Below are 16,409 nucleotides of genomic sequence, written 5' to 3'. Positions count from 1 at the left end.
CGGGCCAACCGCTCAGGCCGGTACCGGCAAGGCATGCGCAGGCGGAAGATCCGGCAGGGTCCTGCCGGCCAGCGTGGACGCGACCCAGAGCGACCGCAGGGCGTCACTAGCCGAACGGGTCTGCAGGTAGTCCAGGGCATTGTCCACCTCGCGCGCCACCGCCCATTCGCGGGCGGTCTCCGGGTCCAGTCCTGCCGCTTCGGCCAGCTCCACGCAGCGGCGGTGCAGATGGCGGCCGGCATCGGCGGTAGACAACTCGGCGATCCGGTTCCAGAGCATCGGCGCGACGGCAAATTCGGGTTCGCCGATTAGCGGCTTGGGGTCAATGGCGGCAAAACGGTCCGGGAAGTCCAGCCGGGCCAGGATGTTCCCGTAGTGCAGGTCGCTGTGCAGCAGGACGTCGCGGTCCTCCCGCCGGCCAACGCTGCCACGGACCTGGCAGACTTCCAAGGCGCACTCCAGCAGCCAGGTGGGGAAGGGCTTGCCCAGTTCAAGCCAACGGGCCGGGAGGGTGTCCGTCCATTCTTCCGCCAAGGCCGAGACCTGGTCGAAGCTGCCTGCCGGGGCCGGGGCCGGGGCCGGGGCCAGGGCTGAAGCTGGGGCCGGGGACGGCTGCAACTGGCGCATCAGTCCGCCCCAGATGCCGACGGTGTCACCCAGCGGGACGGCCGAGAGCGGCCGGCCGGCATCGAGGCGTTCCAGCAACAGCACGAAGGGGCCGCGATCGGCCAGCAGCCGGACGGCTCCGCGGCCGTCCCAAAGCGCAAGGGCCCGGGCTTCGCCGGCGGCCTCGGGATGCGGAACAGTCAGCTTCAGGACCGCAGCAGCACCATCGGGCGCCAGCACGGGGAAGACCGCCGCGGTCTGGCCGAACCACGGGCCGCCGGGCGTAGCTTGTAGATTCCAGTCCCGCATGATCCCGGCATAAAGGTCGTTGAAGCCTCGCAGCCAGTCCCGGCCTGCAGCAGATCCGGCCGCGCTGCGGCGCAGCCCCGGGGGCAGGTCTACGTCGGCGTTCACGGGGCAGTGGTGGGAGCGGCCCGCAGCTCGTCGTCCAGGCCCGGTGCCGGCAGCACCTCGCCGGCTGACGCGGCGAGTTCCGTGGCAGCCTCGGCGAACCCGGCCACCGCGTGTTCCCGCACTGTTCCATCGCTGAGCGCGACCAGGTCGGCCAGTGGGGCGAGGGCGGCGGCTTCGGCATCCTCCAGCGCGGGAAGCGGGTCGCTGGCGAACTCGTCGCCCAAGGGGTAGGCCGGTTCGGGCAACGGCAGGTCGAGGCACTCGGCCACTGCCAGCGATCGCCAGTGTTCCGCGGAGTCGGTATGGGCGGCGAGCCTGGCCGCGGCGGCCGCACGGTCCGCGCCGGCCAGGTGCGGCAGCACGGTTTCATAGGCGTAGGCCAGGCGCTCCTGGCTGAGGACGACGACGGCGATGGCTTCCGCCGTCGTGGGCGAGGCGGGCGTTGCCGGCCCGCTTTCGTCCTCCGTGGGCGCCTCAGCAGGACAACCGGTGGGTTCCAGCGGTATTTCCGGATCTTCCCACGGTGGCGCCACCGCGGTTCCTCCCGGCAGCGTCTGCGCTTGGGCGTAGAGGGATGCACCGATCGAGGCGAGTAGCCGGGCGAGTCCTGGGTCAGTCTCGCGGGCGTCGGCGAGCAAGCTGCCGGCCAGTTCGGCCAGATCCTCGGCTCCGGGCTGTTGGGGGGCCGGCGGTGCGTCGGGGCCGGCGGCGGACGGAACCTCGGTGGTTTCAGCGGCCGCCGGGGAGCCGGAGGGCCACGACGTGGTCAGCGTCAGCAGGTCGGCCTGGCTGCGGAGCAGGGCAGCGGTGGGGGAGTCGCCGTCGTCGTGCTTCTCAAAGGCAGCCGCCAGGCCCTCAAGCCCTGCCAAGGCGTCCAAGCGCGCCTGCTCCGTGGTGCTCGGCGGCGGAGCCGACGCGGTGATGCTCGCCACCACGGTCCCGGTGCTGACCACGAGCGCAGCGGTCAACAACAGCAGCGGCACCCGGCGCCAGGCCCGGGATAGCGTGGCTGGTCCGCCGTCCCGGCGCCTTGAAGTAGATCCCACAACTGATGATGATGTCACGGGTTTGGCGTCCGCTGCACCGGCGGGGGCAGTTGCTGGCGGCGGGAGGCCACCACTCACGGTAAAGTCGCTAGTCTAGAAGTCAGACTCACCAGAACAGGGAGACAGCATGGCCCAGCGGCGCAATCAAGGCGGCGTGCCCACTACCGGAGGGAAATCCGGTACCGACACGATCGCGGAAGCCGCACGCCTGAAAGAGCTGCTGGAACAGGCCGTGGAATCCCACGGATTGTTCCTCGAGGACGTTGAGATCCGGGTTGCCGGAGCCCTCCGCACCGTACATGTCATCGTCGACCTGCCCGAGGACCAGACGGGCGGCGTCGGGCTGGACGCCATCGCCGAAGTTTCACAGACGCTCTCCAAGACTCTGGATGAGGACCCGCAGGACGACGGCCGGCCCTACAGCCTGGAGGTCTCTTCGCCAGGCCTAAGCCGGCCGCTGACGCAGCCGCGCCATTGGCGCCGGAACGTGGGCAGACTGGTCAAGGTCAAGCTGGTGGCCGGTGAGGACTTCACCGGCCGCGTGCTGGACGTAGGCGCCGACGGCGTGACCATGCGGCCGGAAGAAGCCCCGAAAAAGGGCATGAAGCCCCGCCCCGGGGAACCGGTCCAGGTGGAGTTCGCGAACATTCGCTCCGGCAAGGTGGAAGTGGAGTTTGCGCGGTTGGACGAAGAAGAAGTACTGGAAAAACTGTCTGCCGAGACCAACGGCGAGCTGGAGAACGAGGAGGAGGCCTGAGATGGATATCGATATGAGCGCCCTGCGGCTGCTTGAGCGCGAACGCGAAATTCCGCTGGACCTGCTGATCCCCACCATCGAGCAGGCTCTGCTGGTGGCCTATCACAAGTCTCCGGGCTCGATCGAGCGTGCCCGCGCCGAGCTGGACCGGAAAAGCGGACATGTGACCATCTGGGCCGCAGAGGTGGACGACGACGGCACCGTGGTGGGCGAGTTCGACGATACGCCCAGCGGGTTCGGCCGGATCGCCGCGAGCACTGCGCGCCAGATCATCCTGCAACGCCTGCGCGACGCCGAGGACGACAACGTGCTGGGCGCATTCCGCGGCAAGGAGGGCGAACTGGTCTCCGGTTTGATCCAGCAGGGCCACAACCCGCACATGGTCCAGGTGGATCTGGGAACCGTGGAAGCGCTGCTCCCGCCGCCCGAGCAGGTGCCGGGGGAGAGCTACCAGCACGGCACCCGGCTGCGGGCCTACGTGGTGGATGTCCACCGCGGCATGAAGGGACCGTCGATCACGTTGTCCCGTTCACACCCCGGGCTGGTGCGCAAGCTTTTCGAACTCGAGGTTCCCGAGATTGCGGACAAGAGCGTGGAGATCGTGGCCCTGGCCCGCGAGGCCGGACACCGCACCAAGATCGCCGTCAAGGCCAATGTGCCCGGACTGAACGCCAAGGGCGCCTGCATCGGCGAGATGGGCTCGCGCGTGCGCGCCGTGATGACCGAGCTGCACGACGAGAAGATCGACATTGTTGACTTCAGCGAGGATCCTGCGACGTTCATCGCCAGTGCGCTGTCGCCGTCGCGGGTCAGCTCGGTGACCATCACCGATGCCGATACCCGCTCCGCCCGCGTGGTGGTACCGGATTACCAGCTCTCGCTGGCCATCGGCAAGGAAGGCCAGAACGCCCGGCTTGCCGCTAAACTGACGGGCTGGCGGATCGATATCGTCTCGGACGCCGCCACCGCGGAACAGCGGCGGTAGAAGCGAAGACCCACCAGGCCACGCGCCTGAAACACGCTCGGTTCGTTGGCCGGGCACTGGAAGCGGTAGAATATCCATGGCCGGGTTTCCCGACAGTCACAAACCCATGCAGCAGCGTGCCCTCGAGGCCGCGCCGCCCCAGCGGACCTGCATTGGCTGCCGGCGCCGGGAAGATCAGGCCGTTCTGCTGCGGCTGGCAGTCGAGGAAATTGGTGGCGTTGCCACCGTCGTCGTCGATCCTGTCCGCCGCAGGCCCGGACGCGGTGCCTGGATGCACCGCGAACCGGAATGCGTGGAACTGGCAGTCAAGCGGCATGCCTTCGGCAGGGCCTTCCGGGCCAAAGTCGACAGCAGCGCCGTTGTAGACCAGCTCCGTGCTCACGACGAGGCCGCCACGGCGGGACCTCGTCACACCAACCGTCCAACCTGAAAGCGGGTCAGAAAACTGATGGAAACCCGATGAGTGCCAAGTGATGAGTACTTCATTGTGCTCCGCCCGCGGTATTTCAGCCGATTCTGCTGAAAGCCGCAGCAAGAAATAGACGGTTCGTGCCCGGCAGCCCTGCCTCGTGCGGACCGAGACAGGAGAAATGTGGCCAAGGTCCGCGTACACGAGCTGGCAAAAGAGCTCGGTATTACCTCGAAAGACGCAGTGTCCAAACTGCAGGAACTGGGCGAATTCGTCCGTTCCGCCTCATCCACCATTGAGGCACCCGTCGTGAAGAAGCTTCGCGACGCATTCCCCGCCGCCGCTCCGAAGAGCGAGCAGGCGGCCCCCAAGGCAGCTCCCAAGCCTGGCGCGAAGCCTGCTGCGAAGGCAGCACCGGAAGCCCCGGCTGCAACACCGGCGACTCCTGCCCCGGCTCCGGCAGCACCGGCCCCGGCTCCGGCCGCAGAACCGGCCAAGCCCGCCCCGGCAGCTCCTGCTGCCGAAGCACCGGCTGAAGCTCCGGCGGCCAAGCCCGCATCCGCTGCACCCCGTCCCGGCGGCACCGCCGCTGCGCGCCCGGGTGCCCCGCGCCCCGGTGGCCCGCGTCCGGGCAACAACCCGTTTGCCACCTCGCAGGGCATGCCCCGCGGCCGTGGCGGCGACCGCGATGCCGAGCGCGCACCGCGTCCGGGCAACAACCCGTTTGCCACCTCGCAGGGCATGCCGCGCCCGGGTGGGCCGCGTCCTGCCGCAGGCCAGGGTGGCCCGCGTCCGGCCGCACCCCGTCCCGGCGCAGCCGCACCCCGTCCCGGTGCTCCGCGCCCCGGTGCACCCCGTCCGGGTGCTCCGCGTCCCGGCGGCGCCGGCGGCTCCCGCCCGACGCCCGGCATGATGCCTAACCGCACCGAGCGCCCGGCCCCGGCCGGCCGCGGTGGTGCTCCCGGCCGTCCGGGTGCCCCGGGCGGCGCTCCGGGCCGTCCCGGTGCCGGCGGACCGCCGGCCGGCGGTGGCTTCGGCAAGGGCGGCCGCGGTCGCGGCGGTACCCAGGGTGCCTTTGGCAAGGGAGGCGCCGGTCGCGGCAAGCAGCGCAAGTCGAAGCGCGCCAAGCGCCAGGAACTGGAGCAGATGAGCGCACCGTCGCTGGGCGGTGTCTCGGTACCCCGCGGCGACGGCAACACCGTTGTCCGGCTGCGCCGCGGCTCCTCCATCACCGATTTCGCCGACAAGATCGAAGCGAATCCGGCAGCACTGGTCACCGTGCTGTTCCACCTTGGCGAGATGGCCACGGCCACCCAGTCCTTGGACGAAGACACCTTCGAACTGCTGGGCGTGGAACTGGGCTACAAGATCCAGGTTGTCTCCCCGGAGGACGAAGAGCGCGAACTGCTTGACTCGTTCGACATCGACCTCGACGCAGAGCTTGAGGCCGAAGGCGAAGATGACCTGGAGAAGCGGCCGGCCGTTGTTACGGTCATGGGCCACGTCGACCACGGTAAGACGCGACTGCTGGATGCCATCCGCAACACCCAGGTCGGTGAAGGCGAGCACGGCGGCATCACCCAGCACATCGGTGCCTACCAGATCGATTTCCAGCACGACGACCGTGATCGCAAGATCACCTTCATCGACACCCCGGGTCACGAGGCGTTCACCGCCATGCGTGCCCGCGGCGCGAAGGTCACCGACATCGCCATCCTGGTGGTGGCCGCGGACGACGGCGTCATGCCGCAGACCGTGGAAGCCTTGAACCACGCCCAGGCGGCCGACGTGCCGATCGTCGTCGCGGTGAACAAGATCGACAAGGACGGCGCCAACCCGGAGAAGATCCGTGGCCAGCTGACCGAGTACGGCCTGGTTCCCGAGGAATACGGTGGCGACACCATGTTCGTTGACGTGTCGGCCCGCGAGAGCCTGCACATCGACGACCTGCTCTCGGCCGTGCTGCTGACCGCGGATGCTGCGCTGGACCTGCGGGCCAACCCGAACAAGGACGCCCGCGGCATCGCGATCGAGGCGAACCTGGACAAGGGCCGCGGTGCGGTCGCAACCGTGCTGGTCCAGTCCGGAACGCTGCGGGTGGGCGACGCGATCGTTGCCGGCAGCGCCCACGGCCGTGTGCGTGCCATGTTCGACGAGGACGGCGCGTCCGTCACCGAAGCCGAACCGTCGCGTCCGGTCCAGGTGCTGGGTCTGTCCACGGTGCCGCGCGCCGGCGACACCTTCCTGGTGACCGACGACGAGCGTACCGCCCGCCAGATTGCCGAGAAGCGCGAAGCCGCTGACCGCAACGCTGCGCTGGCCAAGCGCCGCAAGCGCATCAGCCTGGAAGACTTCGACAAGGCTGTGGCCGAGGGCAAGGTCGACACCCTCAACCTCATCCTCAAGGGCGACGTGTCCGGTGCCGTGGAGGCGCTGGAAGACTCGCTGCTCAAGATCGATGTGGGCGAGGACGTCCAGCTCCGGGTCATCCACCGCGGCGTCGGTGCGATCACGCAGAACGACGTCAACCTGGCGACCGTGGACAACGCGATCATCATCGGCTTCAACGTGAAGCCGGCCGAGCGGGTGGCGGAACTGGCCGAGCGCGAAGGCGTGGACATGCGCTTCTACTCGGTCATCTACGCGGCCATTGATGACATTGAGCTGGCGCTCAAGGGCATGCTGAAGCCGGAGTACGAAGAGGCGCAGCTTGGCACCGCCGAGATCCGCGAGATTTTCCGTTCCTCCAAGTTCGGAAACATCGCCGGCTCCATCGTCCGCTCGGGCACGATCCGCCGTAATTCCAAGGCGCGGGTCAGCCGGGACGGCAAGGTCATCGGTGACAACCTCACCGTCGACTCGCTGAAGCGGTTCAAGGACGACGCGACCGAGGTCCGCGAAGGATTCGAATGTGGTATCGGACTTGGGTCGTTCAACGACCTCAAGGAAGGCGACATCATCGAGACCTTCGAAATGCGCGAAAAGCCGCGCGTCTAGCAGTCGGCTTGCAGCGGGCGTCTGGTGGCATCGCCGCCGGGCGCCCGCTCTTCCGCCATCATCATCAGAATTGAGGAGGGGTTATGGCAGACCCAGCACGCGCCGCCAAAATGGCCGACCGGATCAAGGTCGTGGTGGCCCAAGCGCTTGAGCGCCGGGTCAAGGACCCACGCCTCGGGTTTGTGACCATCACTGACGCCCGGGTGACCAACGACCTGCAGCACGCCACCGTCTACTACACGGTCTTCGGCACCGACGAAGAGCAGGATGGCACCCGCAAGGCGCTGGAATCCGCCAAGGGCATCCTGCGGGCGGAAGTGGGCCGCAACATCACCGCACGGCTGACGCCCACGCTGGAGTTCGTCCCGGACGAAATCCCGGTCAACGCCAGCCATCTGGAGGAACTGTTGCGCACCGCAAAGGCCAAGGACGCCGAAGTGGCAGCGATGGCCGAAGGAGCCGCCTTTGCCGGCGGCGAAGATCCGTACCGCAAGCCCGCCGACGAAGACGAGGACGAGTCGGCCCGCGGGCCGCGCCCGGAGTAACCAACCACTGCACGACGACGGTGGGCCACCTGCTGCACGCGGGTGGCCCACCGTTGTCTTTTATGCCGCTGAGGGCCGTCAGCGCAGCTTGATCTTGAGGATCTTTCCAGCCGGGGGTGTTTGACCGGTGAAATCGGGCAAGGCTTGCGTCGTGGCGTAGAGCCGGTTGTCGTGAATCTCGAGTGCACCGGGGGCAGTCGCCTCAAGGAATGTCCGAGGCTTGTGGTACCCCTTCTTCACCACGGAAATCTTGTTGCCGAACATCTCCGCCACGTAGATGTCGCCCCGCGAACTGACGGCCAGGTTCGTGGCGCCGGAGAAGCCGCTGGCCAGCTGTACCACCTTGCCGGATCCGGAGTGGACCTTATACACCCGGCCCAGCGCACCAATGCTCCCGTCTTCCGGTCCGCCCGGCAGCGACGTGACGTACAACCAGCCGTGCTTGCCAAACTCCACATCGGTGGGCACCGGCTCCAGGTAGTACTTCTCGCCAACCACGCAGTCCGGCAGGCCCATGCCCGCGGCCATGACTGCGGTGATGCGGACGGAGGTCGCCGGCAGTACCGCCACGGTGCTGACCCGCTTGCTGCGCTTGTCCACCCTCAGGATCGCGTTGGCGCCGGCGTCGGCCACGTAAATGCTGCGCTTGTCGACGGCGGTTGCGTAGACATGGGAGTCAACCTGGCCTTTGTACTTCCCCGGGATTCCTTCGGGGATCTGGTCCAGGCACCGTTGATCCCGGACATTGCGGAACCCGTAGGTGATCCGGCCGTCCGGGTTCCGCTTGGCCTCATAGGCGGCGATGTCCGCGATCTTCTTCGGCGAGGCCTTGCGGTGATTTTCCAGCGACTTGATCCACTGTTCGTTCGGCTGGCCGTCCATACCGCCGGCGCCTTCCGAGAAGTAGACGGTGTCCTTGTAGAGGGAGACGGATCCGACTTCGGGACCGCCGGAACTGTGCAACACTTTGGGGTCGCCGTTCGACTTGACCTTGTTCAAGATGCCGGCGAAGTTTTGGGTTACGTAGAGTCCGTGCCGGCCAGCAGCAAGGCTCAAGGGGGACAGCAAGCCGTCGGCAAGCGTGGCGGTCGCGGGTGGTTTGTGGCTGTTGCGGTCGGCGGACGATGCCGGCGCCAAGCCAGTGCTGAGCGACAAGCCGAGCACCAAGGGCAGGGCAAGATAGAGTCTTCTTTTGTTCACGGATGAGCTCCTATAAGAAGCCGCGGGGCACCTCAGATGTCTCGCAGTTCGGTGGAATGACTGGAGTAAAGCGCAAGTGATGCCAAAAAAGGCGACTGTGCCCAGCCTGTTGTTTCCCCCTGCTGATGTTCCCCTCAGGCCGAGTGCGGCACGCAGTGAGGTCAAGCTATTCCGGCCGACGGGGGCTGTCAACGATTCATGCTTTAAACCCGGAGAACCGACCCGCACCCGGGACGCCATATACTGAAAGGCGTGACTTCTGGCCTGCTCCACTCTGGACTGATACTTGTCGACAAGCCGCAGGGGTGGACCAGCCATGACGTGGTTGGGCGCATGCGCCGGCTGTCCGGAACGCGAAAAGTCGGCCATGCCGGCACCCTTGACCCTATGGCCACCGGCGTCCTGGTGATCGGTGTCAACAAGGCAACGCGACTGCTGACCTACATAGTCGGTGCCAGCAAAACGTATGACGCGACCATCCGCCTGGGCCAGTCGACGGTAACTGACGACGCCGAAGGCGATATCACTGCAGAAACCATCGCCGCGGCCGTGACTGAACAACAAATCCGTGATGGCGTCGCCGCGCTGACCGGTGACATCCAGCAGGTACCAAGCAGTGTCTCGGCCATCAAGGTCAACGGCCAGCGGTCCTATGCCCGTGTCCGTTCCGGCCAGGAGGTGTCGCTGCCGGCGCGGCCGGTCACCATCCACCGGTTCGAGATCCACGGTATCCGGCGGGAGCGCGGCGGGAAGGTGCAGGATGTGGACGTGACCGTCGAATGCTCGTCGGGCACCTATATCCGTGCCCTGGCGCGCGACCTCGGGGAGCATTTGGGGGTCGGCGGTCATTTGACCGCGCTGCGCCGGACCCGGGTGGGGCCGTTTCGGATTGAAGACGCAGCTACCCTGGAACAGTTGGCAGACAACCTTCAGCTGACGGCCCTTAATGAGGCCGCCCGGGAGCTGTTCCCAGCCCGTGAACTCAGTGCCGCGGAAGCCGACGACGTCTCGCACGGCCGGCGGATTCCGGCCGGGGGAGCCGCCGGCGCTACCGCGGCGTTCGCCCCGGACGGGTCGCTGGTAGCGCTGCTGGAGGACACCGATTCGCAAGCCAAGCCGCTGCTCGTCTTCGCACCGGGAAACGAGGCGGCAGACAAATGATGTTCGACGGATTCTTCATTGCAGGCATCGTGGTGACGTTGCTGGCGGCCGTTATCTGCGTGGTCGCGGCCATCCTGAAGCACGGTCCGAATGACATTACGATCCTCTCGCTGGCCGCGGTGGAGTTGTTTCTGCTGGTCTACGCCGTGGCCGGCATCATCCGGCAGGCTTCCGGAGAAAACGTCGCCGGGGAGACCTGGGAATTCTGGGGCTATCTGATCACCGCGCTGCTGGTGCCGGTGGCGGCCTTCTGGTGGTCGATCACTGACCGCAGCCGGTGGAGCAATCTGGTGCTGGGCGCCGCCGCCGTGACGGTCTTCGTGATGTTGGTAAGGATGGAACAGATTTGGGACGGACCAATCGTCGTATGAACACGGGCAGGGAGCAACAGCAAGTCCAGCGGGGGCAGGACACCAACGAGGTGGCACGCCGGGCCACCGGTTTCGGCCGCCTGCTGGTGGCCGTCTACGGTGTCTTTGCGCTGTCCGCCACCGCGCGGGCGGGATACCAGATCGCCACCAAGTTCGACGAAGCCCCGGTGGCCTACCTGCTTTCCGCCTTCGCCGCCCTGGTGTACATCCTGGCGACCATTACGCTGGCCAAGTCCGGGATCCGCTCCTACTGGCTGTCCGTGGCCGCGGTGGGCATCGAACTCCTGGGCGTCGTCGCCGTGGGACTCCTCAGCCTGCTGGACCCGGAACTGCTGCCGCAGGACACCGTGTGGTCCGGCTTTGGCCAAGGCTACGGCTATGTCCCGTTGCTGCTACCAGTGATCGGTCTCTGGTGGCTCTGGTTGCACCGACCGGGCGCCGGGCAGAAGCCCGCGGAAGATCGTCCATAATGGAAGGGGCCCGGCGCGGGGCCGCAACCGCTCAAGGCCCAATCAACGAGGAGTTCACTGTGCACTACTGGAAAGACCTGGCCGACGTACCCCGTGGCTTTGGTCCATCAGTGGTGACACTGGGCAACTTCGACGGCGTGCACCGCGGCCACCAGCAGGTGCTGCGCCGGCTGGTGGAGACGGCTGCCGACCGCGAGGCGCAGGCCGTCGCCATCTCCTTTGACCCGCATCCCTCACAGGTGCACCGGCCGGACGCGGCCCCGCAGCTGATCATGGGGCTGGAAGACCGCGTCGAGGCATTGGCAGCCAGCGGTCTGGACGGCCTGCTGATGATGACCTACACGCTGGAACTGGCCGGCGAGACCCCCGAGCAATTTGTCCGCAACGTTTTCGTCGAGACCCTGGGCGCAACGGCCGTGGTGATCGGACACGATACGCGCTTCGGCAAGGACAACGCCGGCGATGTCAGCACCATGCAGGAACTCGGGCGGCAATTCGGATTCGCCGTCGAGGTCGTTGAGGAATACGAAGCAGATGCGGATGGCGGCTCCGACGGCAGCCGGCGCTGCTCGTCGTCGTGGGTGCGCGAGGCACTGGCCGCCGGCGATGTGGCCATGGCAGCCGAGGTGCTGGGACGGACCCACCGGATGCGCGGCGAGGTGGTGCACGGCGACGCCCGCGGGCGCGAACTCGGCTTTCCCACTGCCAACCTCTCGAAGCATTCCTCCGGGCTGATCCCGGCCGACGGCGTGTACGCCGGCTGGCTCGTGGATGAGCGCGGCACCAGATGGCCGGCCGCCATCTCGGTGGGCTCGAACCCCACGTTCGAAGGTGCCAGCCGCCGGGTTGAGGCGCACGTCATTGACCGGCCGGAGGACAGCACCGACGACTTCGATCTTTACGGCCAGCAGGTCGTGGTCGAATTCGTGCAGCGACTCCGCGGCATGGTGGCCTACACCGGCCCCGAGGCGTTGATCGCCCAGATGCACGACGACGTGGCGCGTACGCGCAGCCTGCTTTCGACAGACTGAGTCCGCAACAGGTAAACTTGCCGGTGGATTCGGCTGCGGTCCGTGGCGGCTGTATCCCTCTGTGCTCGGCGTCCGGCAGTCTCTGGCTGCCGGCGGATGGTACGGAGCCCCCGGCAGCGAAGTGCTGACTCGGGCCTCACGGCACAACTTCTAGGAGTTATTGTGGCATTGGACGCCGCGCTCAAGCAGGAAATCATCAAGGAATACGCCACGCACGAGGGCGACACGGGTTCCCCCGAGGTACAGATCGCTGTTCTGTCCCGTCGCATCTCCGACCTGACCGAACACCTGAAGATGCACAAGCACGACCACCACACCCGCCGCGGCCTGATGGCCCTGGTTGGCCGTCGCCGTCGTATGCTCACCTACCTGCGTGAAACCGACATTACGCGCTACCGTTCGCTCATCGAGCGCCTCGGCCTGCGCCGCTAGTCAGTGAAGGAGGCGGCTCTTCCGTTCATCGCAACAAGCGAACAGAAGAGCCGCTTTTTTCCTACCTCGCCCTACCGGCGCGGTAGGAGACGGCCAGCGGGACACCGCTGGGCGATAACTACATCAACTGGAGACTTCCGGTATCGCGGCATTCGCGGTCCTCGGTAGTGGCTTCCGGGACGTCCCTTGGACAGCCCGTAGGTCTCGATCGAAGACCGGGTGGCGTACAGGCAGGCGGGCCGTGCAACGGCCGGCAGGTCTGGGCAGATACCGGCAGCCTCCGCTCACTCGAAGAAACGGAGGTGACTCTCTTGGAGGGTCCCGAAATTCAGTTCTCAGAAGCGGTCATTGACAACGGCCGCTTCGGCCAGCGCGTGATCCGGTTTGAAACCGGCCGTGTTGCCCAGCAGGCGGCCGGCTCGGCGATGGTCTACATCGACGAAGACACCGCCCTGCTCTCCGCCACGACGGCGGGCAAGTCGCCGCGCGAAGGCTTCGACTTCTTCCCGCTGACCGTCGATGTGGAAGAGCGCATGTACGCCGCCGGCCGCATCCCGGGCTCGTTCTTCCGCCGCGAAGGCCGTCCGTCCACGGAAGCGATCCTGGCCTGCCGCCTAATGGACCGTCCGCTGCGTCCGGCCTTCGTCAAGGGGCTGCGCAACGAGGTCCAGATCGTGGTCACCGTGCTGGCGATCAACCCGGACGTGCTGTACGACGTCGTGGCAATCAACGCCTCGTCCATGTCCACCCAGCTGTCCGGCCTGCCCTTCTCCGGTCCGATCGGCGGCGTCCGCGTGGCGCTGGTGGACGGCCAGTGGGTGGCCTTCCCGAAGCACTCCGAGCTGGAACGCGCCGTGTTCAGCATGGTCGTGGCCGGCCGCATTGCCGGTGACGACGTCGCGATCATGATGGTCGAGGCCGAGGCAACCGACAACGCCTGGAACCTGATCAAGGACGAGGGCGCCACCGCCCCGACCGAAGAGGTTGTGGCCGAGGGCCTGGAGGCGTCCAAGCCGTTCATCCGCGCGCTCTGCGACGCCCAGTCCGATCTCGCCGCGCGGGCCGCCAAGCCGACCGTCGAGTTCCCGATCTTCCGGGACTACGAGGACGACGTCTTCGCCGCCGTCGAGTCCGCCGCCGCTGCCAAGCTGACCGAGATCTTCTCGATCGCCGACAAGCAGGAGCGCAACGACGCCGCCGACGCCTTCAAGGCCGAGGTCCTGGCTCAGCTCGCCGGCACCGAGACCGCCGAATTCGCCGGCCGGGAGAAGGAAATCTCCGCAGCCTTCAACTCGGTGACCAAGAAGGTCGTGCGCCAGCGCATCCTGACCGACCAGGTCCGCATCGACGGCCGCGGCCTCAGCGACATCCGCAAGCTCACCGCTGAAGTGGAAGTCCTGCCCCGCGTCCACGGTTCGGCCATCTTCGAGCGCGGCGAAACCCAGATCCTGGGCGTCACCACCTTGAACATGCTGAAGATGGAACAGCAGATCGATTCGCTGTCGCCGGTCACCCGCAAGCGCTACATGCACAACTACAACTTCCCGCCGTACTCCACCGGTGAAACCGGCCGTGTGGGTTCGCCGAAGCGCCGCGAAATCGGCCACGGCGCACTGGCGGAGCGTGCCTTGGTTCCGGTGCTTCCCTCGCGTGAAGAATTCCCGTACGCCATCCGCCAGGTCTCGGAAGCCCTCAGCTCCAACGGCTCCACCTCGATGGGCTCGGTCTGCGCCTCCACGCTGTCCATGCTCAACGCCGGTGTGCCGCTGAAGGCTCCGGTGGCCGGTATCGCCATGGGCCTGGTCTCCGACCAGGTGAACGGCGAAACCCGCTACGCCGCGCTGACGGACATCCTGGGCGCAGAGGACGCGTTCGGCGACATGGACTTCAAGGTCGCCGGTACCTCGGAGTTCGTCACGGCCATCCAGCTGGACACCAAGCTCGACGGAATCCCGGCCTCCGTGCTGGCCGCCGCGCTGAAGCAGGCCCGCGAGGCCCGGCTGCACATCCTCGGCGTAATCAACGCCGCGATCGACCGTCCGGACGAAATGAGCGAATTCGCCCCGCGGATCATCTCGGTCAAGATCCCCGTGGACAAGATCGGCGAGGTCATTGGCCCCAAGGGCAAGATGATCAACCAGATCCAGGAAGACACCGGCGCGGACATCTCCATCGAAGATGACGGCACGGTCCTGATCGGCGCCACCGACGGTACGGCCGCCGAGGCTGCCCGCGCGGCAGTGAACGCGATCGCCAACCCGCAGGTCCCCGAGGTGGGCGAGCGGTACCTGGGCACGGTCGTGAAGACCACCACCTTCGGTGCGTTCGTGTCGCTGACCCCGGGCAAGGACGGGCTGCTGCACATCTCCGAGCTGCGCAAGCTGGCCGGCGGCAAGCGGGTGGACAACGTCGACGACGTGGTGTCGGTGGGCCAAAAGGTCCAGGTCGAGATCACCAAGATCGACGACCGCGGCAAGTTGTCGCTGGCTCCGGTGGTCGCCGAGGAGGCTGCAGCTGAAGAAGCGGCAGCCGAAGAGGCCGCGGCCGAGTAAGTATGGCCGTTGTCGCCCTGCCGCTGGCCGGCAGCATGCAGCATGCCGATGCCACCGAGCTCGGCGGGTCTGACCCGACGCTGATCCACGGCGAACCGGGCGGCGCCATCGTGCGCCGCTCGGTGCTGCCCGGCGGAGTGCGGGTGCTGACCGAAGCAATGCCCGGCCAACGGTCGGCGACGATTGGTTTCTGGGTCGGTGTCGGTTCGCGGGATGAAGCCGCGGGCCAACACGGCTCGACCCACTTCCTGGAGCATTTGCTCTTCAAGGGCACCAAACGCCGCACCGCATTGGACATCGCGTCCGCTTTTGACGAAGTCGGCGGCGAATCGAATGCGGCCACGGCCAAGGAAAGTACCTGCTACTACGCCCGGGTCCTCGATTCGGACCTGCCGATGGCCATCGACGTCATCGCTGACATGATCACGTCCGCGGTCTTGGATCCGCAGGAACTCGAGCAGGAACGCGGAGTCATCCTCGAAGAGATCGCCATGGACAATGACGATCCCGCGGATGTGAGCCACGAAAAATTTGTTGAGGCAGTGCTCGGCGGGCATCCGCTGGGCCGGCCGATCGGTGGCACCCCCGAAGCGATCAAAGCCGTGGCCCGCGACTCGGTCTGGTCCCATTACCAGCGCTACTACCGGCCGGATGAGCTGGTGGTGACCGCGGCCGGCGGGCTGGACCACGACACGGTGTGCACCCAGGTGCTCGCCGCGCTGGAAGCTGCCGGCTGGCACCTTGAACCCGGCGCCGTGCCGGTGCCGCGGCGGCAGACCGCCGCAGCAGCCGTCACCCCGGTGGCCGGCACCTATGTGCACCGCCGTCCGGTGGAGCAGGCGAACATCGTGATGGGCTGCCCGTCCATCAACGCCACCGATGAACGCCGCTTCGTGATGAGCGTGCTGAACGCGGTGCTGGGCGGCGGCATGTCCTCCCGGCTGTTCCAGGAGATCCGGGAGAAGCGCGGACTGGCCTACGCCACCTATTCCTTCTCCGGCGCATACGCCGACGCCGGCTACTTCGGCATGTACGCCGGGTGTTCCCCGGCCAAGACCGGCCAAGTGATCGACTTGCTCGGTGCCGAACTGGACCGGCTTGCGGCAGACGGCATTACCGCCGACGAGCTGCGCCGCGCCGTCGGCCAACTGTCCGGCGGCATTGTGATGGCGTTGGAGGACAGCGGCTCAAGGATGTCGCGGCTGGGCCGCGCCGAGCTGGTCTCCGGGGAGTTCCTGGATATCGACGAGTCGCTCGCCCGGATCAAGGCGGTCACCGTGGAGCAGGTCCGCGAACTCGCGGCCGAATTGGCGGCCGCGCCCCGAGTCATCACCGTCGTCGGTCCCTTCCACTCGGCGCAGGATTTCGGCCGCTGAGCGAACGGTCCGGGACTGTGCGTCCCACGGCACTTAGACTGCAGAGGATCTGTGCGT

General features: G+C 66.9%; 15 protein-coding genes. 12 read left to right on the top strand and 3 right to left on the bottom strand.

Going from position 1 to position 16,409, the window contains the following annotated elements; genetic code table 11:
* Positions 1 to 12 precede the first annotated feature (12 nt).
* The gene (locus tag ACMX2H_RS08415) at positions 13 to 1,020 is read right to left on the bottom strand and encodes an aminoglycoside phosphotransferase family protein (RefSeq protein ID WP_414960062.1); all 1,008 of its coding nucleotides are present in this window, start codon (positions 1,018 to 1,020) and stop codon (positions 13 to 15) included.
* Positions 1,017 to 2,066 carry a DUF4439 domain-containing protein gene (locus ACMX2H_RS08410; RefSeq protein ID WP_414960061.1) on the bottom strand — a complete coding sequence of 350 codons (1,050 nt, stop codon included), beginning with the start codon at positions 2,064 to 2,066 and terminating at the stop codon, positions 1,017 to 1,019. The genes ACMX2H_RS08415 and ACMX2H_RS08410 overlap by 4 nt, the downstream gene beginning before the upstream one ends.
* A 154-nt stretch (positions 2,067 to 2,220) precedes the next feature.
* Here ACMX2H_RS08410 and rimP point away from each other — a divergent pair, with 154 nt between their 5' ends.
* The 5 genes from rimP (at position 2,221) to rbfA (ending at position 7,759) form a co-directional block, all read left to right on the top strand.
* Positions 2,221 to 2,823, top strand: a complete 603-nt coding sequence (gene rimP, locus ACMX2H_RS08405) for a ribosome maturation factor RimP (RefSeq protein ID WP_414960060.1) — start codon at positions 2,221 to 2,223, stop codon at positions 2,821 to 2,823.
* Between the two features lies 1 nt (position 2,824).
* The gene (nusA, locus tag ACMX2H_RS08400; RefSeq protein WP_414960059.1) at positions 2,825 to 3,808 is read left to right on the top strand and encodes a transcription termination factor NusA; all 984 of its coding nucleotides are present in this window, start codon (positions 2,825 to 2,827) and stop codon (positions 3,806 to 3,808) included.
* A 106-nt stretch (positions 3,809 to 3,914) separates the two neighbouring features.
* A complete protein-coding gene (locus ACMX2H_RS08395) occupies positions 3,915 to 4,238 on the top strand; it encodes a YlxR family protein (protein ID WP_414960058.1) in 324 nt (107 codons plus the stop codon).
* Between the two features lie 162 nt (positions 4,239 to 4,400).
* The gene (gene infB / locus ACMX2H_RS08390) at positions 4,401 to 7,214 is read left to right on the top strand and encodes a translation initiation factor IF-2 (protein ID WP_414960057.1); all 2,814 of its coding nucleotides are present in this window, start codon (positions 4,401 to 4,403) and stop codon (positions 7,212 to 7,214) included.
* Positions 7,215 to 7,297: 83 nt separating this feature from the next.
* Positions 7,298 to 7,759 carry a 30S ribosome-binding factor RbfA gene (gene rbfA / locus ACMX2H_RS08385; protein WP_414960056.1) on the top strand — a complete coding sequence of 154 codons (462 nt, stop codon included), beginning with the start codon at positions 7,298 to 7,300 and terminating at the stop codon, positions 7,757 to 7,759.
* Positions 7,760 to 7,837: 78 nt separating this feature from the next.
* On the opposite strand, the gene ACMX2H_RS08380 is transcribed toward rbfA, so the two are convergent.
* Positions 7,838 to 8,959 carry a ScyD/ScyE family protein gene (locus ACMX2H_RS08380; protein ID WP_414960055.1) on the bottom strand — a complete coding sequence of 374 codons (1,122 nt, stop codon included), beginning with the start codon at positions 8,957 to 8,959 and terminating at the stop codon, positions 7,838 to 7,840.
* A 252-nt stretch (positions 8,960 to 9,211) separates the two neighbouring features.
* On the opposite strand from ACMX2H_RS08380, the gene truB reads away from it, so the two are divergent.
* From truB to ACMX2H_RS08345, 7 genes are all read left to right on the top strand, one after another.
* Positions 9,212 to 10,120 carry a tRNA pseudouridine(55) synthase TruB gene (gene truB / locus ACMX2H_RS08375; RefSeq protein WP_414960054.1) on the top strand — a complete coding sequence of 303 codons (909 nt, stop codon included), beginning with the start codon at positions 9,212 to 9,214 and terminating at the stop codon, positions 10,118 to 10,120.
* Positions 10,117 to 10,491 carry a hypothetical protein gene (locus ACMX2H_RS08370; protein ID WP_414960053.1) on the top strand — a complete coding sequence of 125 codons (375 nt, stop codon included), beginning with the start codon at positions 10,117 to 10,119 and terminating at the stop codon, positions 10,489 to 10,491. The genes truB and ACMX2H_RS08370 overlap by 4 nt, the downstream gene beginning before the upstream one ends.
* Positions 10,488 to 10,961: a hypothetical protein gene (locus ACMX2H_RS08365; RefSeq protein WP_414960052.1), complete on the top strand. Its 474-nt coding sequence runs from the start codon at positions 10,488 to 10,490 to the stop codon at positions 10,959 to 10,961. Before ACMX2H_RS08370 ends, ACMX2H_RS08365 begins: the two co-directional genes overlap by 4 nt.
* Positions 10,961 to 11,992, top strand: a complete 1,032-nt coding sequence (locus ACMX2H_RS08360) for a bifunctional riboflavin kinase/FAD synthetase (RefSeq protein WP_414960051.1) — start codon at positions 10,961 to 10,963, stop codon at positions 11,990 to 11,992. The genes ACMX2H_RS08365 and ACMX2H_RS08360 overlap by 1 nt, the downstream gene beginning before the upstream one ends.
* A 162-nt stretch (positions 11,993 to 12,154) precedes the next feature.
* Positions 12,155 to 12,424, top strand: a complete 270-nt coding sequence (gene rpsO / locus ACMX2H_RS08355; protein ID WP_136784120.1) for a 30S ribosomal protein S15 — start codon at positions 12,155 to 12,157, stop codon at positions 12,422 to 12,424.
* A 311-nt stretch (positions 12,425 to 12,735) separates the two neighbouring features.
* Positions 12,736 to 14,976, top strand: coding sequence for a polyribonucleotide nucleotidyltransferase (locus ACMX2H_RS08350; protein WP_414960081.1), 2,241 nt, complete (start codon positions 12,736 to 12,738; stop codon positions 14,974 to 14,976).
* 2 nt (positions 14,977 to 14,978) lie between these two features.
* Positions 14,979 to 16,352, top strand: a complete 1,374-nt coding sequence (locus ACMX2H_RS08345) for a M16 family metallopeptidase (protein ID WP_414960050.1) — start codon at positions 14,979 to 14,981, stop codon at positions 16,350 to 16,352.
* Positions 16,353 to 16,409 lie beyond the last annotated feature (57 nt).

It is taken from the genome of Arthrobacter sulfonylureivorans (genome assembly GCF_047607445.1).
Classification (GTDB): Bacteria; Actinomycetota; Actinomycetes; order Actinomycetales; family Micrococcaceae; genus Crystallibacter; species Crystallibacter sulfonylureivorans_A.
The sequence above is the reverse complement of the archived record's forward strand: the minus strand, read 5'-3'. Positions and strand labels throughout refer to the sequence as shown.